The organism is Pseudarthrobacter sp. PH31-O2 (genome assembly GCF_030063265.1).
Lineage (GTDB): Bacteria > Actinomycetota > Actinomycetes > Actinomycetales > Micrococcaceae > Arthrobacter.
Window position 1 is genome coordinate 120,169 of sequence record NZ_JASIST010000002.1, and the last position, 23,872, is coordinate 144,040.

19 protein-coding genes are annotated in these 23,872 nt (G+C 67.4%); 11 read left to right on the forward strand and 8 right to left on the reverse strand.

Annotation, left to right across the window (positions count from 1 at the left end; genetic code table 11):
* Positions 1-85: 85 nt before the first annotated feature.
* Positions 86-1,060 (forward strand): UDP-glucose 4-epimerase GalE, encoded by a 975-nt coding sequence (gene galE, locus QMG72_RS04580; RefSeq protein WP_283479809.1) that lies wholly within the window; start codon positions 86-88, stop codon positions 1,058-1,060.
* Positions 1,061-1,228: 168 nt separating this feature from the next.
* Here galE and QMG72_RS04585 read toward each other — a convergent pair whose 3' ends face one another.
* The 5 genes from QMG72_RS04585 to QMG72_RS04605 form a co-directional block, all read right to left on the reverse strand.
* Positions 1,229-2,221 (reverse strand): lipid II:glycine glycyltransferase FemX, encoded by a 993-nt coding sequence (locus tag QMG72_RS04585; protein ID WP_283479811.1) that lies wholly within the window; start codon positions 2,219-2,221, stop codon positions 1,229-1,231.
* 4 nt (positions 2,222-2,225) lie between these two features.
* Positions 2,226-3,518: a mannose-6-phosphate isomerase, class I gene (gene manA, locus QMG72_RS04590; RefSeq protein ID WP_283479812.1), complete on the reverse strand. Its 1,293-nt coding sequence runs from the start codon at positions 3,516-3,518 to the stop codon at positions 2,226-2,228.
* Positions 3,519-3,576: 58 nt separating this feature from the next.
* Positions 3,577-5,214 carry an LCP family protein gene (locus tag QMG72_RS04595; RefSeq protein WP_282359159.1) on the reverse strand — a complete coding sequence of 546 codons (1,638 nt, stop codon included), beginning with the start codon at positions 5,212-5,214 and terminating at the stop codon, positions 3,577-3,579.
* A gap of 10 nt (positions 5,215-5,224) precedes the next feature.
* A complete protein-coding gene (gene purE, locus QMG72_RS04600) occupies positions 5,225-5,749 on the reverse strand; it encodes a 5-(carboxyamino)imidazole ribonucleotide mutase (RefSeq protein WP_226773622.1) in 525 nt (174 codons plus the stop codon).
* A gap of 83 nt (positions 5,750-5,832) precedes the next feature.
* The gene (locus tag QMG72_RS04605) at positions 5,833-7,029 is read right to left on the reverse strand and encodes a 5-(carboxyamino)imidazole ribonucleotide synthase (protein WP_283479814.1); all 1,197 of its coding nucleotides are present in this window, start codon (positions 7,027-7,029) and stop codon (positions 5,833-5,835) included.
* Positions 7,030-7,282: 253 nt separating this feature from the next.
* Here QMG72_RS04605 and QMG72_RS04610 point away from each other — a divergent pair, with 253 nt between their 5' ends.
* Positions 7,283-7,861, forward strand: coding sequence for a GtrA family protein (locus QMG72_RS04610; protein WP_226773607.1), 579 nt, complete (start codon positions 7,283-7,285; stop codon positions 7,859-7,861).
* 8 nt (positions 7,862-7,869) lie between these two features.
* Here QMG72_RS04610 and QMG72_RS04615 read toward each other — a convergent pair whose 3' ends face one another.
* Complete coding sequence (locus QMG72_RS04615; protein ID WP_253033376.1) at positions 7,870-8,574, reverse strand: TIGR03089 family protein; 705 nt, start codon at positions 8,572-8,574, stop codon at positions 7,870-7,872.
* A gap of 350 nt (positions 8,575-8,924) precedes the next feature.
* On the opposite strand from QMG72_RS04615, the gene QMG72_RS04620 reads away from it, so the two are divergent.
* The 3 genes from QMG72_RS04620 to QMG72_RS04630 are packed head-to-tail and all read left to right on the forward strand — an operon-like array spanning position 8,925 to position 14,606.
* Positions 8,925-9,467, forward strand: coding sequence for a WhiB family transcriptional regulator (locus QMG72_RS04620; protein WP_256446544.1), 543 nt, complete (start codon positions 8,925-8,927; stop codon positions 9,465-9,467).
* Between the two features lie 29 nt (positions 9,468-9,496).
* Positions 9,497-12,856 (forward strand): glycosyltransferase family 2 protein, encoded by a 3,360-nt coding sequence (locus QMG72_RS04625; RefSeq protein ID WP_283479816.1) that lies wholly within the window; start codon positions 9,497-9,499, stop codon positions 12,854-12,856.
* The gene (locus QMG72_RS04630; protein WP_283479817.1) at positions 12,846-14,606 is read left to right on the forward strand and encodes a DUF5719 family protein; all 1,761 of its coding nucleotides are present in this window, start codon (positions 12,846-12,848) and stop codon (positions 14,604-14,606) included. Before QMG72_RS04625 ends, QMG72_RS04630 begins: the two co-directional genes overlap by 11 nt.
* A 45-nt stretch (positions 14,607-14,651) precedes the next feature.
* Here QMG72_RS04630 and QMG72_RS04635 read toward each other — a convergent pair whose 3' ends face one another.
* On the reverse strand, positions 14,652-15,188 hold the full coding sequence (locus tag QMG72_RS04635; protein ID WP_282359167.1) for a metallopeptidase family protein: 537 nt from the start codon (positions 15,186-15,188) through the stop codon (positions 14,652-14,654).
* Between the two features lie 105 nt (positions 15,189-15,293).
* Here QMG72_RS04635 and QMG72_RS04640 point away from each other — a divergent pair, with 105 nt between their 5' ends.
* The 6 genes from QMG72_RS04640 to QMG72_RS04665 all read left to right on the forward strand — a co-directional run bounded on the left by QMG72_RS04640 (position 15,294) and on the right by QMG72_RS04665 (position 21,911).
* On the forward strand, positions 15,294-15,683 hold the full coding sequence (locus QMG72_RS04640; RefSeq protein WP_226773602.1) for a DUF3499 domain-containing protein: 390 nt from the start codon (positions 15,294-15,296) through the stop codon (positions 15,681-15,683).
* 82 nt (positions 15,684-15,765) lie between these two features.
* Positions 15,766-16,029, forward strand: a complete 264-nt coding sequence (locus QMG72_RS04645; protein ID WP_282359168.1) for a Trm112 family protein — start codon at positions 15,766-15,768, stop codon at positions 16,027-16,029.
* 123 nt (positions 16,030-16,152) lie between these two features.
* Entirely contained in the window at positions 16,153-17,631 is a 1,479-nt protein-coding gene (ahcY, locus tag QMG72_RS04650) for an adenosylhomocysteinase (RefSeq protein WP_226773600.1), read from the forward strand.
* A gap of 172 nt (positions 17,632-17,803) precedes the next feature.
* Complete coding sequence (locus tag QMG72_RS04655; RefSeq protein WP_282359171.1) at positions 17,804-19,030, forward strand: L,D-transpeptidase; 1,227 nt, start codon at positions 17,804-17,806, stop codon at positions 19,028-19,030.
* 148 nt (positions 19,031-19,178) lie between these two features.
* Complete coding sequence (locus QMG72_RS04660) at positions 19,179-20,378, forward strand: L,D-transpeptidase (protein WP_283479991.1); 1,200 nt, start codon at positions 19,179-19,181, stop codon at positions 20,376-20,378.
* Between the two features lie 183 nt (positions 20,379-20,561).
* Positions 20,562-21,911 carry a TIGR01906 family membrane protein gene (locus QMG72_RS04665; RefSeq protein ID WP_349358879.1) on the forward strand — a complete coding sequence of 450 codons (1,350 nt, stop codon included), beginning with the start codon at positions 20,562-20,564 and terminating at the stop codon, positions 21,909-21,911.
* 91 nt (positions 21,912-22,002) lie between these two features.
* Here QMG72_RS04665 and QMG72_RS04670 read toward each other — a convergent pair whose 3' ends face one another.
* Positions 22,003-23,832: an AMP-dependent synthetase/ligase gene (locus QMG72_RS04670; RefSeq protein ID WP_283479993.1), complete on the reverse strand. Its 1,830-nt coding sequence runs from the start codon at positions 23,830-23,832 to the stop codon at positions 22,003-22,005.
* Positions 23,833-23,872 lie beyond the last annotated feature (40 nt).

Below are 23,872 nucleotides of genomic sequence, written 5' to 3' on the forward strand. Positions count from 1 at the left end.
ACCCGGATCCCGGGGCGCGGACCGCGCCCCGGGATCCGGCGTTTCCGGCCGGCCGCTGGCCGTCGGCGTTAGGTAGGGTGGGACCATGACATGGCTCGTAACAGGTGGCGCAGGATATATCGGTTCGCATGTGGTCTCCGCTTTGCGCGGGGCCGGCATCCAGGCGGTGGTGATTGATTCGCTCTCGAGCGGGCACCGCGAGTTTGTTCCGGCGGACGTGCCCTTTGTGCACGGCAGTATTCTCGACTTGGACCTCGTCACCGGAACCCTGGCGGAACATTCGGTAACCGGCGTGATCCACCTTGCCGGCTTCAAATACGCTGGCGTTTCGGTGCAGGAACCGCTGCTGACCTACGAGCAAAACGTCACCGGCACGGCGGTGCTGCTGACTGGGATGGAACGAGCCGGGGTGAAGAATCTGGTCTTCTCCTCCTCCGCCGCGACCTACGGCACCCCCGCCGGCGACATTGTTACGGAAGAGACTCCAACGCGGCCGGAATCGCCCTATGGGGAAAGCAAGCTGATCGGCGAATGGCTGATCCGTGACCAGGGCAGGGCCAGGGGCCTCAAACACACCTCGCTGCGTTACTTCAACGTCGTCGGATCCGGCTCGCCCGAGCTCTACGACACGAGCCCGCACAACCTCTTCCCGATAGTGCTCCGCGCCTTGACCGCAGGAAAAACACCAAGAATCAACGGCATCGACTACAACACAGCCGACGGCACCTGCGTGCGCGACTACGTTCATGTCGCCGACCTGGCGAACTCGCACGTCGCGGCCGCCCAGGCCCTCGCCGCCGGTGGGCCGCTGGAACGCGTCTACAACCTCGGGTCCGGCGACGGGCTCTCGGTGCGGCAGATTATGACGGCGATGGCCGCGGTGACCGGCATCGACTTCGAGCCGGAGATCGGTCCCCGCCGGACAGGAGACCCGGACCGGATCGTGGCGGACGGCACCCTGGCCGCACGCGACCTCGACTGGAAAATGCGGCACTCCGTCGAGGACATGGTGGCCAGTGCCTACGAAGCGCAGAAGAAAGCTGCCGAAGCCGGCAACTAGGGACGCCTCCCGACGGACATGTCCAGTCTTGCGGCCGGGACGTGCCCCCACCGACGGACATGTCCGCTGGTCACGCCAGGGCGTGGACATAGTGGTGTTGTGTCCACTCGCCAAGCCTGACGCGGGGCATGTCCAGCAGGGGGGTGAGCCGGTCCGCGGTGCGGAGACCTAGCGGCGGAGCGCGCTGCGCAGCCGGACAGGCACCTTTCGCGCCGCCGCGAGTACGCGGCGTGCGGCCTGCGCGCCCTTTCTGGCCAGTTGGTATCCGCCGTAGCGCAGGGGCCGCACCGGCAAATCCCAGGTTCCGGGGTAGGCGACTTCACGGCCGCCGAAGGACTTCTTGAAGGCCGTGAACCCGGCCCACTTGTGCTCCGGCTGGTCTGCCGGTGCCACGCCCCACAGGTCCACGAACTTCAGGCCCCTGTCTTTGGCATCAGCCATCAGTGTGACCAGCAGCGGAATGCCGGCGCTCAGCTTCCGGTGCGCGTCGTCCAGCGCGGCGTGGGCATAGACGCGGGTGTCCGAGGAATCGTAGGCCAGGGATGCAGCAATGGGCTCGCCCTCGAGTTCGGCAATGAAGAGCGTCGCAGCACCGGCCGGCATCAGTGAGCGGGCCACCGCAGTGAGGTAGTCGTCGCTTTGGGGCCTAAAACCGTTTCGTGCCGCCGTCAGATGCAGGAATCCCAGCAGCACGGAGATCTCACCAGCGTCCTGGCTGGAGCGGAACGTTACGCCCTTCTTGTGGATGTTCCGGTACAGGTTGCGGTTTGCCGGCTTCATCTCCGCGAGGACGTCTTTAAAGTCGCGGTCCACATCCACGACCCAGCTGAGTTCCGGCTGCTGGTTGGCCGGGGCGGGACGGAGGCCGCGCGTGCGCAGCACGGCATCGGCGTCAGCGGCCGTGAAACCGGCATCGACCGGTTCGATCCGGACAAACACCGCGCCGCAGCCGCGGGCCAGGTCCGTCAGCACGGCGACGGCGGCGTCGAAAGCAGCCAGCGAGGCGGCGACCGGGCCGTAGGGTGCGTAGAGGAGTTTTCCGGCCGGGTTGCTTTCCTCGATGGCCAGGAAACTCCAGCCGGGACCGGAGCGCTGGTGTACTGTCCGGCCCAGGCTGCGCTGGAAATCGGCCCACGCCGGGCTCTGCAGGAAGTGGTCCACGGATTCAGGCTTTCAGGGCGGTAGTGACGGCGAATGCGATGGCGGTCCCGGCGGCGCCGGACACTGCGTGGGCGTTGACCGGTGCCTCGGCCGCGGGCAGGAAAGCACTGGCACCGCGCTCCAGCCGCAACTCGCCCTTGGGGGAGTCCAGGAGCACGGATCCGGCCACCACGATGATCACTGCGGCGCCCGACTGCGCCACCGGAACAGGTCCAGCGCCGGACTCCAGCACAATGCGCTGCAGCTGGAATTCGCGAAACGGCGGCCGGAAGAGCTCCTGGCCCAACATGGTGGTCTCGGGGCTGAGCTTCGGCACACCGGCGGCCGCAAAGGAAACGGTCCGGAGCAGTTCTGGGACGTCCACGAACTTCGGCGTCAGCCCGCCACGCAGCACGTTGTCCGAGGCGGCCATGACCTCGATGCCCAGCCCGTGCAGATAGGCGTGGACGTTGCCGGCCGGGAGGTAGACAGCCTCGCCCGGTGCCAGTGAGATCCGGTTGAGCAGCAGCGAAATCAGTACGCCGGGATCGCCCGGATACCGGGCGTTGAGGGTCACGACGGTGGAAAGCTCGGCCTGGTAGGGCGCCGTCGGGGCGCCGGAGATAAGGGCGGCCGCAATCACGGCCGTCGCCTCGGCTACGGCCTCGCCGCCGGCGATCAGCCGCTCGAAGGCCGACTGCAGGGCTGTGTGCTCGTCCGGCTGCGCCAGATCCTGCAGCAGCAGCGGCACAAGCTCCGGAAGATCGAGGCCGGCCAGCTCAAAGTCCGCCACCAGCAGATCGAAGACGGCGCGGGCTTCCGAGGCCGGTTTGAAACCGCACAGCGCCTCGAACGGCGTCAGCGCGAAGATCATCTCCGGCTTGTGGTTGTCATCCTTGTAGTTGCGTTCCGTGGCCTTGTGGCCGACGCCGGCGGCCTCCTCGCGGGCGAACCCTGCGCGCGCCTGCTCCAGGGTCGGGTGCACCTGAAGGGACAGCGGACTGTCGGCGGCCAGGACCTTGAGCAGAAACGGCAGCCGGGGGCCAAATTCGGCAACACTGTCGCTGCCCAGATGGTGCTCGGGGTCCAACGCGATCAGCGAATCCAAGCCCAGGCGGCCGCCGTCCTCCGCCACTGCGGCGTGGGCGCCGGTTGATCCCGCACCGGCGGGACTGAGCGCAACTGAGGGCGAATCCGGGTGCGCGCCGATCCACAGCTCGGCTTCGGGACCGCCTGAAGCCGGCCTGCCCAGGAGCCCGGAAATAGCCGTGGTGGAGCCCCAGGCATAGGGGCGGAGGACATTTTCGAGTTCGTACACTGCCGGGTGTCCCTGTCTGTTGTGGAAGCCTGTTACGGAATAAGACTGATCGACGGCGCTAGAGCGGAGCGCACTGGCCGTTGGTGGCCACCAGGTTGCGGATGGACTGCTCATCACCGTCGAGCTTGAACTGGTTCAGCATGTCTTCGGTGATCGGCTCGCCGTCCGGGGTGGTTGTCACCGGGGTGAAGTCCGACGACGGCCCGGGCTCGGTGCCGGGCTGTGTGCGCGGCAATCCGCCGGCGGCGGACAGCGGCCCGGGGACGGCGTCCTGCGGGCGGAGGCTGTCACCGGCGGCCGCGGGGGCGGGCCCAAGGAGGGCATCGACCTTCTGGTGGATCTGGTCGAAGTCCGGGACCGTCGAGAACGAGGCGTCGAAGTCGGGCGGTCCAATGGTCAGCCGCTTCGTTTCCTGGCCCTTCGCCTTGATGGCCAGGTCAACGAAACTTCCAAGCTGGCTGGCCGAGACGTTGGATTCGACCACCTTGGTCCCGGCCTTGGCGATGTCTTCGAACTTCGTGAGCAGGGTTGCGGGGTCCATTTGCTTGAGCATGGCCTGCTGGACGCATTGCTGGCGGGCGATCCGGGCGTAGTCGTCCACGAATTCGCGCGAGCGGCCGTACCAGAGGGCATGGTACCCGTCGAGCGTATTGTCGCCGGCGGGGATCCAGCCCAGCGGCATACCGTGGATACCGTTGGCTTCATCAATGGTCTCGCCGCTGATCGGGACCCAGCCCCCGGCCTTGATCCGGATGCCGCCCATGGCATCCACAAGTTTGGCGAAGCCGTCCATGTCGACCAGGACGTAGGCCTGGACCTTTATGCCAAGGGTCCCGGAGACGGCCTCCAGCGTGGCTTGCGCGCCGGGGTCTTGCACGCCGGGGTAAAGGTCCTTGTGCTCGTTGGTGACTTCGGTATTGATGGCGTTGATGAGGCACTCATCGCCGCAGTTGTAGCCGTCAGGGTAAATTGCGCGCATCGGGGAATCCTTGCTGAACTGTGCGTTCTGCAGGTTGCGCGGCACCGAGATGATGGCGGTCTGGCCGGTTTTGGCGTCAACGCTGATGACGGAGAGGCTGTCCGGCCGGCGGCCGGTTCGGTCCGCACCGGCGTCGCCGCCCATCATCAGGAAGTTATAGCGGCCCTCTGAGGGCTCAATTGTCGGCCCGGCGGAGAAAATGTTGCCGATGGCGTCGCGGCTGACGTTGAGCAGGTAGGCGGCGTAGCCCAGCGAGCCACTGCTGAGGACCATCGCGACCACCAGGGAAATAACGACGGCGGGACGAACTCCCGGCGGCAGCAGCACGAGGCGGATCAGTCGCAGGGTGTTGATAAACAGGGCTGCCCAGCCGAGGGCCAGCGCCACGAGCCCGATGATCAGCAGCAGCGAGGTAAAGCGGTTGGTGAGCAGATTGATAAGCGTGGACCGGGACACCGCGAGGAGCACCGCGGCAACAACCGCCAGCGCCCAGACGGTCAGGGTGACACGGAGGGCGATCCGTCCCAGCCGCCGGTCGCCGGCGACCGTCTGGGCGCTGCCGGGCACCAGCAGCGTCATCAGGACCAGCAAAAAAGCACGTTTGATCCGGACCGGGGCAGCCGCTCCCGAGGGGTAGCGAACGGGATCCGTGAGGGACCCGGAAGCTCTCGGGTTCCGTGGCGCCGGCTGACGGGAAGGGGCGTAACTGTTGGTCATCTGGTGATCCTTAACGGCTGCCCCGGGTGACAACGTTTGCGGCTGCGAACACGTCGCCCACCTTGTGCCGCAGGTTCGCGCCCTTCCGGGTGGCGACGTCGTTGAGCTCCCGGGCGAAGTCGAGCAGTTCCGCCCGGAGTCTTACGGCCAGCGGGTCCGCGCCCGAGGCCAGGATGCGCACGGCCAGGAGCCCGGCGTTGCGGGCCCCGCCGATGGATACTGTCGCGACCGGTACCCCGGCGGGCATCTGGACGATGGAGAGTAGGGAGTCCATCCCGTCGAGGGTTTTGAGCGGGACCGGGACGCCGATGACCGGCAGGGGAGTGACGGCGGCGAGCATGCCGGGCAGGTGGGCCGCGCCGCCGGCGCCGGCGATGATCACACGCAGGCCGCGCTCATGGGCCGTCTGGCCGTAACGGATCATCTCCAGCGGCATTCGGTGCGCGGAGACGACGTCGGCCTCAAAAGGGATCCCGAACTCGGCAAGGGCCTCGGCAGCTGCTTCCATCACGGGCCAGTCGGAGTCCGAACCCATCACGAGCCCAACGATCGGGGTCGCCGGCTCGGTGTCCGCGGCTGCGGGGGACCGGTCCGTGGACGGGACGGTGTTGCTGACGCTCATGCATTCTCCTCGTGGGCACCGGCGGCGGTGCGGGACTGGGACCCGCCGTTGCGGATGATGTTTGCGACCGTGGCGGCGCGGTCGCGCACCGAATCGACCTCGGCCACGGAACCGCCGATGAGGTTAACGTGGCCGATCTTGCGCCCTGGCCGCACGGACTTGCCGTAGCAGTGGACCTTTGCTGCCGGTTCGCTGGCCAGGGCTGCCGGGTAGGCGGAGAACAGATCCTCGTTCTCGCCGCCCAGGAAATTCTTCATCACCACAACTGGACCCAGCAGGTCCGTGGCGCCCAGCGGCAGATTGAGGATTGCCCGCAGATGCTGTTCGAACTGGCTTGTCACCGAACCGTCCTGGGTCCAGTGACCGGTGTTGTGCGGACGCATCGCCAGTTCGTTGATCAGAAAGCCGGCACCCACGCCCGGGGTTTCGAACAGTTCCACCGCCATCACCCCCGTGACGCCGAGCTCATTGGCGATCCGCAAGGCGGCATTCTCCGCCGCGGCAGCGACGTCCAGCGGGATGTCCAGCGCCGGGGCGATGACTTCGTCGCAGACACCGTCGACCTGGACGGTATGCACCACGGGCCAGGCCCGCGACTCGCCGTCGGGTGTCCTGGCTACAAGGGCCGAGAGTTCCCGGCTGAATTCCACTTTGGCCTCGGCGAGCAGCGGCGACATTGCCTCGAACCAGTCCGCGGTTTCCTCGGCGTCGGCCGCGGAGGCCACGATCCGCACGCCCTTGCCGTCGTATCCGCCGCGCGGGGTCTTCAGGACAACGGGCCAGCCGCTGTCCGCACCGAACGCGATCAGGGCGGCGACGCCGTCGACGGCGGCCCAGCGCGGATTGGGCAGCTCCAGGCGGTCGACAGCGGCCCGCATCACGAGCTTGTCCTGGGCATTGACCAGCGCATCCGGTCCGGGGTGGACGTTGACACCGGCCCGCTGCAGGGCCCGCAGGTGCTCGGTGGGCACGTGCTCATGGTCGAAGGTCAGGACGTCAAGGCCGCGGGAGAACTCAAGGAGATGGTCCAAGTCGGTGTAGTCACCGACCGGGGCATGGGCCACGGCCGAAACTGCCGAAACGTCCTCAGCTTCGGCGAGGACGCGGAGCTCGAAGCCCAGGGCGGTGGCCGCGGGGGCCATCATACGGGCGAGCTGGCCGCCGCCAACCACACCGATCACAGGAAAAGTCACAAGCCCCAGCCTACCGAAAAGCTCGCAATAACCCGGCTTTTGGTAGTCCCGGAGCGGGTTCCGGGCTGCCATTGGCCGGATTTAAGCAAGCTTCGGCAGGGGACGCGCCCGGCACGGCAACCGGCCGCCGGCATGATTCCACGCTGGCCGGTTGCGGCGTCCGGACCGCTGGAGGCGGTGAGCTGCCGGGAATCGGCGCTAAAATGGGCCGTTGGCCCAATGGCCTACGAGTTTACGACGGCCACGGAGGGTCATGATTACTACACTTACCGAGCGCTTGCGCGGACTTGCCTCGCTGTTCTGGCGCGAAGTCGCCAAGTTCGGTGCCGTCGGCGGGGTGGCGTTCATTATTGACAACGGCCTGACTTACTACCTGATGCACGGGCCGATGACCGACAGCGAAGCCAAAGCCCGCTTTGTCGGCGCCACCCTCGCCACGATCTTCTCCTGGATTGCGAACCGTTTCTGGACTTTCCGCCACCGCCGCCAGGACAACGTCCTCCGTGAGCTCGCGATGTTCATCCTGATCAACGGCATTGGCATCGGTATCTCCACCGGGTTCACGGCCCTCGCCAAGTACAGCTTCAACGTGACGGACAAAAACATGCTGTTCGCCGCCGGCATTGTTGGCATCCTGGTTGCCACAGTGGTGCGCTTTTTCGCCTACCGTTTCCTGGTCTTTAATAAGGAACTCGACGAAGAACCGGAATTCTCCCACGACCACGAGATCATCGAGCGGCACCCGCACACCCAGTCCGGCCCCGCCCTCGAGAGCCACCTGGTCCAGGGCAGCACCGCCAAGGACCGGGAAGTCCCCGGCCCGCCGGCCTAAGGCAGCCCTTAGCCGCCGTTGACGCGCTCGTCCGCGAGCAGCTTTTCCGTTACCGTGACCTCGGGGTGCACCAGCACCACCGAACCGTTATGGTGCCAGGCGCCCAAGGCCTGGGCCAACGCTGCTTCCAAGCCGTTGCCGGCCGGCACCAGCAACCGCACGCCGTCCGCCGGGGCCGCCGCAAAGCCGTCCAGCAATCCGCCGTGGCTATGCTCTGCCCCGGTTGCTGACCGCACGGCCCGCCGTGAGGCCTCCGGAGCCACATGCGGCATCAAGACGTCGCCGTGGGAGCGCACCTCGGCGGCATAGTCCAGCACACTGCTGGGCAGCTCACCCGGCCAGCGCATGGCCAACGCCGGCAGCGCCACAGCCAGGACGGCGTCGAAGGCGCCGAGCGCTGCGCCGGGGCCGGGATCGGCGGTGGCCAGCAGTTCGGCCTCGGCGTCGCCGAACACAACCTCCATACCGAGCTGCCAGGCCGCGAGGGCGAGGATGGCGGACTTCCAGTGCGCCGGCAGGTCCAGCCGCAACCGCGTCCCGGGCTCGGCGTCGAGCTCGTCCTGCAACAGGTTGCCTGTCTTTGCGACCCAGTTGTCCAAAACCCGGCCGGAAAGCTCTACCCGCTCGGAGTCGGGCCCGTACCAAGTCAGCCGCGGAGAGGTCGACTGGCCGGAACGCAGGGCTGTCATCAGTTCGATTGCCGGGATGCTCATGGGTTCATCTTGCCACGGCCGAACCGCGTGATCTCCATCACCTGTGTCGCGGGGGTTTAGCTCTGCGGCGCCACGGTGCACGGGGAAGTTTGCCTAAAATTCAGCTAAATGTCCCCGGAAGTGCTCAGTACGCTGATTAATCCGCGTAATCAGCGGGCTGATGCCAAAAAATTACTCGCGTGGCGTGCCCGGCGTTCAGGTAGGAAAGTGATTATTATCCCCGGCGTGGCTTGACTACCGGATACTTACACACGTGTAATTAGGTATCGAAGGCCAAAGCGCTGAATCCCGTACTCAAGCCGAGTGTCAACGGGACAGGCAAGGGCCGCAAAACCAGAAAGGAAACGCCAATGGGGCTAGCAGAGCGTATCCATGAACAGGCCGTCGTTGCTGGGCAGGCCACGGCCACTTACCGTTCACGAGGTGTACCGAGCGACTGGTACGTCGATCCGGCCGATCCGGACGCTGCGGACCGTTACAACGAACGGGCCAAAGACCCGCTGCAGGACCAGGCGACTGCCTTCCTTGCGGCGCACGATGAACTCCTGTCCGGACCGGACCAGGAAAACGATCTTCACGATCCCCCGATGGAACTTCAGACCCTCCATGCCGGCACCACCACGCAGCCGGTGTGGATCGGACTGCCCTCCCAGCAGGACTTCGACGATGAAGGCGAGCTGGGCTGGCAGACGGACGCGCTCTGCGCCCAGACGGACCCGGAGGCATTCTTCCCCGAGAAGGGCGGCTCCACACGCGACGCCAAGAAGGTCTGCGGGGCGTGCAACGTCCGCTCGCAGTGCCTCGAATACGCTCTGTCGAACGACGAGCGTTTCGGAATCTGGGGTGGCCTCTCCGAGCGCGAGCGGCGCCGGCTTAGGAAGCGAGCGATCTAATTCTTCAGGAAGTACGAGTCACCGCCGTTGTGGTTTCCCACGACGGCGGTGACTTTCTCCCCAGGACCCTCGCGGCACTGGCAGCCCAGATCCGGCCCGCAGACGCCTGTATCGGTGTCGACACCGGCTCCCGCGACCAATCCGCGACCCTCCTCCAACAGGCTCTCGGCACCGCCAACGTCACCGTCTATCAGCAGGCCCGCAGCGGCATGGGCGCGGCCGTGCAGGCTGGCCTCGCCGCGCTCGACCCCTGGGACGGCCGCGGCACGTCCAAGGAAGCGCCGGCCGAGTGGATCTGGCTGCTGCATGACGACGCTGCCCCGGCTCCGGAAGCCCTGGCCGAGCTGCTTCAGGCCGTGGAACGTGCACCGTCCGTCACCGTCGCCGGCTGCAAGCAGCTGGACTGGCACTCCGAGCGGCGGCTGATCGACGTTGGGCTCTCCACCAGCCGCTGGGCCGAACGGCTGACCCTGATCGACGCCGACGAGCTCGACCAAGGCCAATATGATGGCCGCAGCGACACGTTTGCCGTCAATTCCGCCGGGATGCTGGTCCGCCGCGACGTCTGGGAGGACCTCGGCGGCTTCGATCCGGCCCTGCCCGGCAGCGGCGACGACGTTGACTTCTGCTGGCGAAACCGGCTCGCCGGGCACCGGGTAGTCGTTGTTCCGGGTGCCAAAATGTTCCACGTCTCGCACCGCCCGCATGCCCTGGGCAATGCGAAGGCGGCGCGCAAGGCGCAGGTGTATCTGCGGCTCAAGCACGCCCCGGTGTGGAAGGTGCCGCTGCATGCAGCCGGTGCCCTGCTGGGGAGCATTTTCAAAGTAGTCCTGAGTATTGCGGTCAAGGATCCGGGCCACGGTTTTTCCCAACTCCTGGCAACGTTTGCTGCGCTTGGCCGGCCCGCTGCCGTGGTCCGCGGGCGGCGCAGTGCTGGCCGGTCCCGCCGCATCCGGCGTTCTGTGATTAAGGGTCTGCAGACACCGCGCCGCGAAGTGTGGGCGCACCGCCGCTCACTGATGGAAGCCCTCGGCGCGGACGATTCAGCGGACGCCCTGGCGGCGAATGATCCGCTGGCCGAACAGCCCACCGGCGACTCGGACGACGACTTCGCCGCGCTCACTACCTCCGAGCGCGGCTGGGTGGGCAACGGCGCGCTTCTCGCCATCCTGATTGCCACCGCAGCCTCCCTGACCGGGCTGCTCAGCCTCTTCCGGGCCGAAGCCGTCTCCGGCGGCGCGATGATCCCCGTCTCGCAGCGGCTCGGTGAGATCTGGGACCACGCCGCCGGCTGGTGGGTGAGCCTCGGCCCGGGGCTTCCCGGCCATGGCGATCCCTTCGGGTACCTCCTCTGGGTCCTCGGCGTGCTCGGCGCCGGCAACGCCAACACCGCGCTGGGCTCGCTGCTGATCCTGGCCATGCCCCTTTCCGCCCTCGGAGCCTGGTTTGCTGCCGGTGCCCTGACGCAGCGCCGGCGCCTCCGGCTCGCGGCAGCCCTCGTGTGGGCCGGCGCACCCGCCCTGCAGGTGGCGCTCAACCAGGGCCGTGTTGGGGCCCTGGTGGTCCATGTCCTGATGCCGGTGCTGGTGCTGGCCCTGCTGCGGGCCACCGGAACCGCCGCGGGACGCGGGCGCTACGCCGTTCCGGCCCCAGGCGAGCGGCGCTTCACCGAGCTGCCGCCAGCCAAGCCGGGCATCAACGGCACCCCGTCCTGGACCGCCGCCGCTGCTGCCGGACTGGCCTTGGCGGCCTGCACAGCAGCAGCCCCTTCGCTGCTGCTGCCCGGCATCGCCCTTGTGGCGCTGTGCGGGGCTCTCCCGGGCCGTCGCGGTCGGACCGTCTGGTGGGCGCTGTTGCCAAGCCTCGCCCTATACATACCGTTCCTGGTCTCCACCCTCGACCGGCCCCGTGCACTGCTCGCCGACCCCGGCGTGCCGCTGGCCTTTGACGCCGCACCCCTGTGGCAGCAGTTCCTCGGCCAGCCGCTGCGCTTCGCAGCCGACGGTGGGCTCACCGGCCTGCCGCTCTTCGGCGCAGGGTTTGCTGTGCCGTGGGCGCTCCTGCTCGCCCTGCTGGTGGGGCTGCCGGTGCTGGCCTTGGCCGTTGCTGCGCTGTTCCTCCCCGGCCGTCCGCCGCGGATCGCGCGGGCCCTTTGGGCCGCGGCGCTGCTTTTGCTGGCCGGCGGCTGGCTCAGCAGCCAGCTCGCCACCGGCGCCGGCGCCGGCGTCCTGGTCACCCCCTTTACGGGCCCCGCCGTGTCGGCGGCAGGCTTCGCCCTGCTGGCGTCGGCGCTGATCGGCGCGGCGGGCCTGCTGGACTCCGCCGACCGCGCGGCCGCCGCAACGGTGGGCCGCAAGGTCGCGACCCGGGTGACCGCGGCCGTAGCAATGGTCTTCCTGCTGGCCGGACCCGCGGCCGGCCTCACCGTGTGGGCCACGCAAAACGTCCTCTCACAATCCACCCTGGCTGCCGCTGGTCCCGGCGCCGGACCGGCTGATTCGCCGGCCACGGCTTCACTGGGCGTCCGCCGGCTGGTGCAGCCCGCAGCGTCCCGGATCCTGCCGGCCACGGCAATCGACCGCGGCGAGGGGCCGGAACAGACTCGAAGCCTGGTCATTTCCACCGGCGATAACGGCACTTTCGACGCCGCACTGATGCGTGGTGCCGGCACCACCCTCGATGCCCTGTCCACCATCGCCGCGGCGCGCCCGATCATGGGTGCGCCGGGTCAGGAGACCGCCCGTGACGACGACGCCGTTGTGGCGTCCGTCCGCAAGGTTGTAGCCACCATCGTCGCAGCCCAGGGCGTGGACCCCCGCGGCGACCTTGAACGGCTCGGCGTTGGCTTCGTGGTCCTTAGGGCAGACGATACCGCGGCGCAACTGACGGCCAGCCGGATGGATGCCGTCCCCGGACTCGTCTCCGTCGGCAAAACCGACGTCGGCTGGCTGTGGCGTATTAGCCCGCTGAACCAGCCGGTAATCCAGGCCGCCGACGTAGCCCACCGGGTGCGGATCGTTGATGGCGCAGGCGCGACAGTCGCGCTGGTCCCGTCCCGCGCCGTGTCCGCCGACGCTGCGGTCGCCGCCGGTCCGGAAGGCCGGCTGGTGGTGCTGGCCGAACGCGCCGATCCGGGCTGGAGTGCCTGGCTCGACGGCCGCCGCCTCACCGCCACCACTTCGGACTGGGCGCAGGCCTTCACCTTGCCGGCCCAGGGCGGGCAGCTAAGTGTCCGCTACGAAGCACCCTGGGCGCTCTGGGCCGGGGTTGCCCAGACCGTCATCATTGGACTGACAGCCCTTCTTGCCATCCCCATGCCTGCCCGCCGGCCAAACACCGGCCTCTCCCGGGACGAAGGCTCCCTGCGTAAGGAACGTCTTGATCCCTAATGACGACCACCCGGTGAACAAAGCCCCGGACGCCCTGCACACCGAGGGGAAGCCCGCGGTCCCTGCAGGCGATCCTGCTGAGACGGCGGGCACACCCGCCAAGCTGGCCCCCCGCGCCAAGCGAAGGACACGCGGGTCGCGCGGGGAGCGTGCTGCTGCCGCTGTACGCGTCCGGCGGCTGGGCGGCGTGCTCGCCGCCGTAGCGCTCGTCGCTGCCGGCGGCGGACTTGTGGCCGCCACGGCGCTTGCCCCGCAGGGGCCGGCCGGCAGCCGCCCCATCGCGGCCCCCCTGGCCGCCGTCCCGGCAGGCAACAGCGTCGGTGTCTGCCCGGGCCCGGCCAGGCTGCTTGACGGCGCGCCCATCGGTACTGACCCGCAATTCAGTCCTGTCTCTGCGACCGCCAAGACCGACGTCAGCGCCATTGTGCTGGCATCCGGCACTGGTGCCCTGCCCGGCAGCAGGCTCGCCGCGCTCACCGGGAGCACGCTGGTGGAGCTTGCCAAGACCACGACTGCGCCCCAAAGCCCTGCCCCCGCACCGACCAGGCCGGCCAATGCCGCGCCCGTGGCCGGGGTGGTGTCCCAGCGCGGAGTCGATGACGTCAGCGTCCTCAGCGCTGACGCCGAAGGCGGCCTGCAGCCCTCCGCGGGAGCTGTGATGAGCTACACGGCAGGGGACGGCGACCTCCGCGGGGCGGCAGCCGCAGGGTGCCAGCAGCCCGCCAACGACCTCTGGCTCGTCGGGGCGAACACCGCACTGGGCCGCACGGCGGTCCTGAAACTGAGCAACGCTTCGAGCAGCCCGGCCACTGTCAGCCTCGACCTCTTCGGAGCCAAGGGCCCCCTCCAGGCCCCGGGCAGCCGCGGGCTCCTGGTCGCGCCGGGAACTACACGCTCCGTCATCCTGGCAGGACTCGCGCCGGGACAGGAACAGCTCAGCGTCCGGGTGCGCAGCGCCGGCGGACCCGTGGCTGCTGTCATCCAGCAGAGCGTTCTGCGCGGGCTGACCCCAGGCGGTGTGGAATTCATTGTCCCCGCTGCGGCCCCGGCCCAGCGCCAGGTGATCTCCGGCGTCGACATCCAGGATCGCGCAGCTGTGGCAGCCTTGACTGCCAAGCCCGGTTTCGCAGACGCCGGTCCGGCACTGCAAATCACGGTGCCGGGGTCCGCCGACGCCGTCGTCGCCATTAAGCTGTACGGCCGGGACGGCCAGAAGGCCCTTCCCGGCGGCGGGGTGGTCACTGCGAAGGCCGGATCAGTCACCCAGGTCCCGCTCGCCGGCGTGCCGGCCGGTCCCTACACTGTGGCGGTCGCTTCGGACGTATCGTTCACCGCGGCAGCCCGCGTCACGCGGGGCCTCAAGGCCGAAGACGCCGCCGACTTCGCCTGGTCGGCGGCCTCGGCGCGGCTGGGAAGCCAACACGTTGTTCCGGTCCCCGGCGCAGGCGACCGCTTCCTCATTTTCGGGGCTCCCGAGGGGCGGGCCACCATTTCCTACTCCCCGATTACTGCGGACGGGAAGATCCGTACGGCCGGTTCCGCTGACATCGCCGGCGGCACCACGGCCTCCATCAGGGTCCCGGACGAGGCCGACGGCGCAAAGGTTGTCGGCTACCTCGTGTCCGCCGCTGGCGATCCCGCCTACGGCGCGGTGCTGCTGCAGCAGGACGGCAGGCAGGATGTCTCAACGATTACCATTGCCCCGGGGGCTGCGGGCCAAGAGCAGGTGCCTGTCACCCTCGGGTACTGACCACACCCTGGCCAAGAGACCGCCGCAGCGAACCGCGGCGGCTAACTAGTATCGGCGTCGGTAGACCGGGTCCAGTGACTCGGGCGGAACGCCGAGCATCTCAGCCGTGTACTCCACCACAACGTCATGGACCAGGTCCTGAAGTTCCTCGCGGCTCGCGCAGGCATGTTCGACTACCCGCCGGTACAGGGTGATGACCGGCCCCTCCTCCGCCGTAGCGGGGGAGCAGGACCCCATGGGTGCGGGAGTGCGCTCCGCCACGATTTGTTCCAAGCCCGGCGGAATCTCGTCGACGGCGAAACGGACACCGTCCAGCGGTTTGCCCCAAATGTCATGGAGCCGCTCCGCCGAGTCGAGGACGAAGTCGTCGAAGCGATCGGAACGGGTCCGGTAGCCGGGCAGTGTTGGCAGCATAAGCTCCCCGCGGAGCCCCCGGCCGTGCCGGTTCCTCCGCCGCTGGCGGAAGCCCCGCGCCGGCGCGGCGCGCCCGGAAGCGCCTGCTGTGGACCCGGCGTCGGGACGTCCGGCGTCGCTTTCAGCCAAGCGGACCGTAAAACCCGGATCGTGGTGCGATGACTGCATATCTCGACTCTAAACCCGGCGAAAGGTTTCCGCGACACGGGCGCCCGACCCGCCGTCAGCGTGCCGGGCGCCCCCTCCCGGTCCGGGGGAGTAGTCTGTGATGTCGTGGGTGCCATTCGTCTTTGTTCAAGGTCAGCCTGCCGCAATTCAGCGGTGGCCACTTTGACGTACGTGTACGCCGACTCCACGGCCGTCCTGGGACCACTGGCAACCTATGCCGAGCCGCACTGTTACGACTTGTGTGAACAGCATGCCGGGTCCCTGACCGTCCCGCGCGGCTGGGAAGTGCTGCGGCTGGCCATGCCGGCTACCCCGGCAGGTCCCGGTCCAGATGACCTCCTCGCCCTTGCCAACGCCGTCCGGGAGGCGGCCTCCCGGCCGGCCGCACCGGAACCGGGGCAAAGCCGGCGCGGCGTCCATCCGGCACTGGAAGCTCCGGCCGGCTCCGAGGGCACCCGCCGGGGGCATCTGCGTGTGCTGCGGGAACCTTCCTAGACCGCAACTGGCGGTAGGCTGGGAACTGCAAAATCCGTAAGCTAGCCGCGTCTGCTGCGGCGCCCACCAGGGAGCGTTCACCATGCCGAAGATCAGTCCCGAACTGTTGTCTGTCCTGAGATGCCCCGTAACAGGTTCCCCGCTGGTACAGGACGGCGAGGAACTCGTCACCGCCGCGGCCGGAGCCGACGGCGAAAAACTGCGCTACGCGATCGAGGATGGCATCCCCCTGTTGCTGCCGCCGGAATTGCTGCCGGCCGCCGCTGCTGCCCCGGCTTCCCAGCACGACGGCGGCCAGCCGGCCGCAGGCCTTTCCACCGCCGCTTCCGGGCACGCGGACACTTAGCCTCCAGCCCCATCACATTGACGTTCGGCACCGAAGTACTTTTCAGCCACCGATAAGCACAACTATCGACTTCACAGGCGGCCAGGTCCAGGACCTGCCCGCCGGCCACAACAAAGGATTCAGATGACTCTCGATTACAAGATTGCGGACATTTCCCTGGCCGAGGCCGGCCGTCACCAGATCCGCCTCGCGGAGCACGAGATGCCCGGCCTGATGTCCCTGCGCGAGGAATTCGGCGCGAGCCAGCCGCTCAAGGGTGCCCGGATCGCCGGATCGCTGCACATGACGGTGCAGACGGCAGTGCTGATCGAGACGCTCACGGCGCTTGGCGCCGAGGTCCGCTGGGCTTCCTGCAATATCTTTTCGACCCAGGATGAAGCCGCCGCAGCCGTGGTGGTCGGCACCGGAACCGCTGAGGATCCGCAGGGTGTTCCCGTGTTCGCCTGGAAGGGCGAAACGCTCGAGGAATACTGGTGGACTGCCGAGCAGATCCTCACCTGGCCCGGCGCGGACAGCAACCCGGATCTTGGACCGAACATGATTCTCGACGACGGCGGCGACGCCACCATGCTGGTCCACAAGGGCGTCGACTTCGAAGCGCTCGGCGCTGTCCCGGCCACCGCTGACGACGAGTCCGAGGAGGGCCGCGTCTTCCTTGAGGTGCTGCGCGCTTCGCTGCAGGCCGATCCGCAGAAATGGACCCGGATCGGCTCGCGCCTGCTGGGTGTCACCGAGGAAACCACGACCGGCGTGCACCGCCTCTACCAGCTCGCGGAGCAGGGAAAACTGCTGTTCCCGGCCATCAACGTCAATGACTCCGTCACCAAGAGCAAATTCGATAACAAGTACGGCATCCGCCACTCCCTCCCGGACGGCATCAACCGCGCCACCGACGTGCTGATGGGCGGCAAGGTCGCAGTCGTCTGCGGCTACGGGGATGTGGGCAAGGGTGCGGCCGAGGCGTTCAGGGGCCAGGGTTCACGCGTTATCGTCACCGAAATCGACCCGATCTGCGCGCTGCAGGCCGCAATGGACGGCTACCAGGTTGCGAAACTGGAATCCGTGCTGGCGGAGGGCCACATCTTCATCACCACCACTGGAAACAAAGACGTCATCATGGCCGAGCACATGGCCGGGATGCGGGACAAAGCCATCGTGGGCAACATCGGCCACTTTGACAACGAGATCGACATGGCCGGACTCGCCCGGATCCCGGGCATCACAAAGGTCGAGATCAAGCCCCAGGTCCACGAGTGGGTGCTCGACGCCGGGACCGCGGATGAGCGCTCCATCATCGTGCTGTCCGAAGGCCGCCTGCTGAACCTCGGGAACGCCACCGGGCACCCGTCCTTCGTGATGAGCAACTCCTTCGCCAACCAGACCATCGCGCAGATCGAGCTTTTCACCAAGCGGGACCAGCCGGCAGAGGAGCGGGAGTACAACAAGCAGGTTTACGTGCTGCCCAAGATCCTCGACGAGAAGGTGGCGCGGCTTCACCTCGGCGCACTGGGCGTCGAACTCACCGAACTGTCAAAGGAGCAGGCCGAATACCTGGACCTCACGGTTTCCGGTCCGTACAAGCCGGACCACTACCGCTACTAGGACCGGGCCGGCGCCGTTTCACCAGGGCGCAGCAACGGCAGATGACTGAGTAGAAGGCTCCGGACGTCCGTTCGGGGCCTTCTTCGTGACCTGATCGTGGCGGAGCCGAGGGCGGGGTCGGCAGGAAAGTCATTTATGCTTTCTAGGTAACGTCTGGAAGGAACCGAGTATTTTGAACGCCCCGAGAAGCCGGAGCACCGGCCGCAAGCTTGCCGTGATCGGTGCGGTCTGCGCGCTTGCCGCGGCCGGCGGAGTGTTCGCTGCGGGGCCCGGATTGGCCCATGCATCCTTCGCTTCCGAGGCCGCTTCGCCGGAACGCTCGACGCCGGGACTCGCTTTCCCGGTGGTGGCGCCCGCGCAGCTGAACGTTGCGCCCGCGAATGGGGCCAAACAGGTGAACCCTGCCGCGCCGGTGACCCTTAAGGTCAGCAACGGCCACATCGACCGAGTGTCCCTGACGAGCGCATCCGGCGACGCCATCGATGGAACCCTGAGCGCTGACGGCACCGGCTGGACGGCAGCCGCCGCGCTGAAGTTCAACACCCGCTACAACTACACCTTCTCCGTGGTGGACGCAGCCGGCCGCAAGGACACCTCGACGCGGAGCTTCACCACCGTCTCGACCGCCAACGAGGCCGACGCTGCCATCTACCCGCTGGACGGGATGAAAGTGGGCGTGGCACAACCGCTGCAGATTACCTTCAGCGAGCCAGTCCTGAACCGGGACGCCGTCGAAAAGGCCATTAAGATCAGCTCCACCTCCGGTCAGGCCGGTGCCTTCCACTGGTTCAGTAACACCATGGTCAGGTACCGACCGGAAAACTTCTGGACCGCAAACAGCACCATCACGATGGACATGCAGCTCTTTGGCGTCGACCTCGGCAACGGGCAAATCGGTAACTTCAACAAAAAGGTCACCGTCCACATCGGCGACAAAAAGGTCGCCATTGCGGATGCGACGGCGCACACCTTTACGGCCAGCGTCAACGATCAGCAGCTCGGCCAGTGGCCCGCGACCATGGGTGACACCCGGTTCCCGTCGGCCCGCGGATACCTTGTGTTTATGGAGAAGTACCGCGTGGAGCACATGGATGCGTCCACGATCGGCCTGAAGCCGGGCGACCCGGCTTACTACGGCCAGCTCGACGTCAACTACGCCACACGCCTGACCCCGAGCGGTGAGTTCATTCATCAGGCCACGGATTCCGCGATGCCCTATCTCGGCGTCGCCAACCTCTCGCACGGCTGCATCGGACTGGGGCCCGACGGCGCAAAATGGGTCTTCGAGAACATGACAACCGGTGACGTGGTCCAGGTCGTCAACACCGATGGCGACTTTGCCGCCGTAGACGACGGCTACGGGGACTGGAACATTCCCTGGGCGGAGTACGCGAACTGAGCGAGTGCCCGCCAGCGGTTGACCGGTGGCGGCAGGATTATCTTTGGGGGAGCAGGGCATGGGCAAGGTCTTGAGGCGCCGGGCAGCGCCGCGCGGACGCGGCGGGCACCAAGTCCGCCGGCTGCCAGTTGGCAGGAAAAGCGGCAAGATGCTGGCCGTGCTGGCAGTTTGTGCTGCAGTCGGAGCCGGCGGCATTGGCATCGCTGCGGGGCCCGGCAGGGCCGAAGCGGAAATGCCCTCAGAGGCGGCAGCCCCGATGCGAAACGTCGCCGGACTCGCGGCACCGGTGGTAAAAGCCGTGGAGCTCGGCGTGACTCCGAGCGACGGGGCCAAAGCCGTGAACCCCGCTGCACCCACGTCCGTCAAAGCAATCAACGGCACGGTAACTGACGTTGTGCTCGAGCGTGCCTCAGGCGGCGGCGGCATCCCGGGTACCACGAGCCCGGACGGGTCCACCTGGACGGCCGGGGATCCGCTTGAATTCGACACGCAGTACACGTACAGGTTCACGATTGTCGACCAGGCCGGCCGTGAAACTAAAAAGGCGCAGACCTTCGCGACGGTTGCCCGGGCCAATGAGGCGGACGCCGCCGTATATCCGCTCGGCGGCAGCACCGTCGGCGCGGGCCAGCCCATCGAGATCGTCTTCAGCGAACCTGTGCTGAACAAGGAGGCATTGGAGCAGGCCGTCACCGTCACGGCGTCCTCCGGCCAGGCGGTGGCGTGGCGCTGGTATTCGGACCGGCGCGTCAGGATCCGCCCTGAGGCGTTCTGGGCCGCCAACAGCGAGATTACCGTGGACCTGTCACTTTTCGGCGTCGACTTCGGCAACAAGATGATCGGCAACGCGGACACCAAGGTCTCGTTTAAGGTTGGCCCGCAGCGTCTGGCAGTTGTTGATGACATCACCAAAAAGATGAACGTATATTTCGACGGCCAGCTGGTCAGGACCGCTCCGGTTACGCTGGGCGATGCTGAGTGGCTCTCGCCCACCGGGTTCGCCGTGATCATGGAGCAGGAACGCAACTCCAAGTTCAATGCCGGCAGCATCGGGCTGAAGCCCGGCGACAAGGGCTACTATCCGCCGCTGACGGTGGAGTACGCGAACCGGTTGACAAGCTCCGGGGTGTACGTCCACCAGGCCCTCGAGTCGGCGTGGGGTGCGGTCGGCAAGTACAACGTCTCGCACGGATGTGTTGGGTTGCTCCCGGCCGACGCCGCTTGGTTCTTTAACAACATGAAGACCGGCGACGTCGTCCAGACCCTCAATACGGGTGCTCCGGCCGTGGAACCGCTCGAAGGCTTCGGCGACTGGAACATCCCCTGGGCCGAGTACGCCAAACGCTGACGGGCCGGCCCGGAAACCGGCGGGCACCGGCCCTACAGCCTTAGTAGCCGTTCCGTTGAAACCCCGTCCCGTTCGGGGTGGCATCTCGCCCACAGTCGGGCGCGGGCGGTAGGCTCGGAGGCAGATATGTAGCGTTGCCGGGCCGAGCCCGGCGGCGCGGCCGCCTACGGAAGCGAAGCTGCAGTGACTGACTCAAGTCCCACCCCTCCGAACCGACAGGATCCGCCGCTGGATCCGGCCGATGACTCTGGCGAGCCGGCGTTCGACTGGATGAAGCCAAGGTCCGCGGAACAGCGTCCTTCAGCGGCCGTTGACCGAACTCCGGTGGCGGCCGCCGGCACCACGGTGGCCGCGGCCACGCCAGCGGCCACCACGCCCGTGGCAGCAACTCCGGTGGCAGCAGCTTCGGAGCGCCGGCAGGCCGGAACCCGCGCCGACCGCAAAGCTGCCGAAGCCGCCGTCGAACCGTCCCAGCGCGGCCAGGGCTCGCACTTCAGCGAGCCGCTGCCCACTTCGGCGCTGCAGCTCCGGCCCCCGGAGGAAGAGGTGCAGCGCCGAAACGCCGAGCGGGAACACGCGGCGAACGCCAAGCCCGTGGCGCCGCGGGTGATGCAGGTCCTGCTCGCAGTGTGCTTCCCGGTTATTCTGCTGGTCCTGGCCGTCCGGGCGATCGCCAGCCCGCTGTTCCTTTGGGTTGAGTACAACCGCCCCGGTTTTCCGGGCGACGGCTACGGCTTCAGTACCGATGACCGCCTGACCTACGGCTCCTACGCCGTGGACTACCTGAGCAACTGGGCCGGACCCCGCTACCTCGGCGAACTGGTCCACCGCGGCGGCGACAAGCTTTTCCGGGACGGCGAGGTCAGTCACATGGCCGACGTCAAGCTTGTGATCCTCTCGACCTTCGGCGCCGGTGCCCTGCTGATCCTGTTGAGCCTGATTGCCGTGATCTACTTGCGCCGCCGCACGGCCGGCGGGGTTCGGCGTGGCTTGTTTGCAGGCTCCATCATCTCCCTCGTTGTCGTCACCAGCCTCGGCGTGCTGGGTGCGCTCGGCTGGGAACAGTTCTTCACCGAATTCCACAGTGTTTTCTTTGCCAGCGGCACCTGGACCTTCTCGTTGCAGGACACCCTGATCAGGCTTTTCCCGGCCCAGTTCTGGGTCGACGGCGGGATCGTGATCGCCGCCCTGGTGCTGATCGCCTCGCTGCTCACCTTGATCCTTACCTGGCCGACCCGCAAGCGCCGGGGACTGCCGAAACGCGGCGCCAAGAGCGCGGAACCGGACGCGGCGGCGGTCGCGCACACTGCCTCCGGCGATGGTGTCCCTGGCTCCCCGGCGAACCTTGCCGGCGAAGCGAACCCTGGCTCCCCGGCGAACCTTGCCGGCGAAGCGAACCCTGGCGGCGAAGCGGACAAGCCCAAGCGGTCGCTCTTCCGCCGGAACAAGACCGATCAGGCCGATGCACCAGCCGATACCGCACCAGCCGACACCCTGGACACCCCCGCGCGCGGAAGCTCAAGCACCGTGTAGCGCACTGGCCGGCGACTCCGGACAGGCACAGCAAGCGGCTGGCACCCATGGTGCCGGCCGCTTCCCTGCATCCGGGGCCGATCCTGCGGTGTTAGTCGTAGATGCGGTTAATCTGCGCTTGGAAGTCACGCACAACGGCTGCGCGCTTGAGCTTCAGGGACGGTGTCAGGTGACCGGACTCCACCGTAAAGTCGGCGTCCAGGACCACGAAACTGCGGATGGACTCGGCCTGGGAAACCAGGGCATTCGCGTCGTCCACGGCGCTCTGCAGGGCCACCCGGACCAGATCACTGCCGCGGGCCGTGGCGGTGCTCATCGCCGGAACCTTGTGGGCGGCGCACCAGTTTTCCAGGCCCTCCGGGTCCAGGTTGATCAGGGCTGATACGAAGGGCCTGCCGTCGCCGATCACCACAGCCTGCAGAACCAATTCGTGTTCGCGGATCTTTTCCTCAAGCGGCCCGGGGGCGACGTTTTTGCCGCCGGCGGTGACCAGCAGATCCTTTTTCCTGCCGGTGATGGTCAGGAAGCCGTCCGCGTCCAGTGACCCCAGGTCGCCGGTGCGGAAAAACCCGTCCACAAACGCCTCCGCGTTGGCCGCGGCGTTGTTGTGGTAACCCTTGAAGACGCCGATACCCTTGACCAGGATCTCGCCGTCTTCGGCGACCCGGATGGTGGTTCCGGGTACCGGTATGCCAACCGTCCCCACCTTGGTCCGCGTGGGAGTGTTGGCCGTACAGGGTGCCGTCGTTTCGGTGAGGCCGTAGCCTTCCAGGACAGGGACTCCTGCGCCCCGGAAGAAGTGCGCGTCGTGGGGGCTCAGCGGGCTGGCTCCCGAAACCGTGTAGCCCAACTGTCCGCCGAATGCCTGCCGCAGTTTGGGGTACAGCAGCCGGTCAAAAAGGGTGTGCTTGGCCCGGATCACCAGCCCGGGCCCGGCCCCCTCGCCCCGAGCGGCGGCGTCGAGTTGTTTTGAGTAGTCCACCGCGACGGCGGCGGCGGCCAGGAACAGGCGTTCCTTCCCGGCCAGGGCCGCCTTGTGGGCGGCGCCGGCGTAGATTTTCTCGAAGATTCGGGGCACAACAAGCAGGAAGGTCGGTTTGAAGCTGGCCAGGTCCGCGAGCAGTTCCTTGGCGCTGGCGGTGTGTCCGAGTGTGGTTCCTGCGCTCAGGCAGATCACCTGGACTGCGCGGGCCAGGACATGGGCCAGCGGCAGGAACATCAGGGTCCGGGTGCGGGGCTGCAAGAGGATCTCGGGCAGGAACGGCACGATGTTCCTGGCGACGAGGGCGAAGTTTCCGTGGGTGATTTCGCAGCCTTTGGGCCGGCCCGTCGTTCCGGAGGTGTAGACGAGTGACGCGACGTCGGCAAGGCCGGCCGCGGTCCGGTGCTGTTCGAGTTCGGCGTCGCCAACCCCGCTGCCTGCCGCCGCCAGGCTGGCAAGGTTAGGGGCGTCGCCGTCGTAGTCCATCCGCACTACGGACAGCACCGCGTCACCGAGCACCGCTGAGCTGTCCAGGACCTCACGCACAAGCCCCGCCCGCAGCTCGTTCTCCGCGAAGACCCGCCGGGCCCCGGAGTCGTGCAGGATCCATTCGATCTGGCTAGCCGAGGATGTCTCGTAGATGGGAACGGGGACGCCGCCGGCGAACCAGACGGCAAAGTCCACCACGGTCCACTCGTAGCGGGTGCCGGACATCACCGCTACCGTCTCGCCGGGAGTGATGCCGCCGGCGATCAGGCCCTTGGCCAGTGCCCGGACCTGGTCCAGGAACTGCGCTGCGGAGACGTCGGCCCAACCGGCCGGTCCTTTGCGGGAGTAGAGCGCATGCACGGGATCCTGGGCATGCTGTGCCAGCAGCAGGTCGGTTACGTTGCTCCCCGGGTCGAGGTTGACCAGCAGTCCGGTGCTTGCTTCTCTCACAGCCATGTCTCCGTTCCGGGTCCGCCTGGTGCCGGTGGAC

Bases quoted from the DNA above. Each gene is read 5' to 3' on its own strand.
- purE (WP_226773622.1), bottom strand. From the start codon at position 5,749: ATGGGTTCGGACTCCGACTGGCCCGTGATGGAAGCAGCTGCCGAGGCC.
- QMG72_RS04615 (WP_253033376.1), bottom strand. From the start codon at position 8,574: ATGAGCATCCCGGCAATCGAACTGATGACAGCCCTGCGTTCCGGCCAG.
- QMG72_RS04620 (WP_256446544.1), top strand. From the start codon at position 8,925: ATGGGGCTAGCAGAGCGTATCCATGAACAGGCCGTCGTTGCTGGGCAG.
- ahcY (WP_226773600.1), top strand. From the start codon at position 16,153: ATGACTCTCGATTACAAGATTGCGGACATTTCCCTGGCCGAGGCCGGC.
- QMG72_RS04635 (WP_282359167.1), bottom strand. From the start codon at position 15,188: ATGCAGTCATCGCACCACGATCCGGGTTTTACGGTCCGCTTGGCTGAA.
- QMG72_RS04610 (WP_226773607.1), top strand. From the start codon at position 7,283: ATGATTACTACACTTACCGAGCGCTTGCGCGGACTTGCCTCGCTGTTC.
- galE (WP_283479809.1), top strand. From the start codon at position 86: ATGACATGGCTCGTAACAGGTGGCGCAGGATATATCGGTTCGCATGTG.
- QMG72_RS04645 (WP_282359168.1), top strand. From the start codon at position 15,766: ATGCCGAAGATCAGTCCCGAACTGTTGTCTGTCCTGAGATGCCCCGTA.
- QMG72_RS04660 (WP_283479991.1), top strand. From the start codon at position 19,179: ATGCTGGCCGTGCTGGCAGTTTGTGCTGCAGTCGGAGCCGGCGGCATT.
- QMG72_RS04595 (WP_282359159.1), bottom strand. From the start codon at position 5,214: ATGACCAACAGTTACGCCCCTTCCCGTCAGCCGGCGCCACGGAACCCG.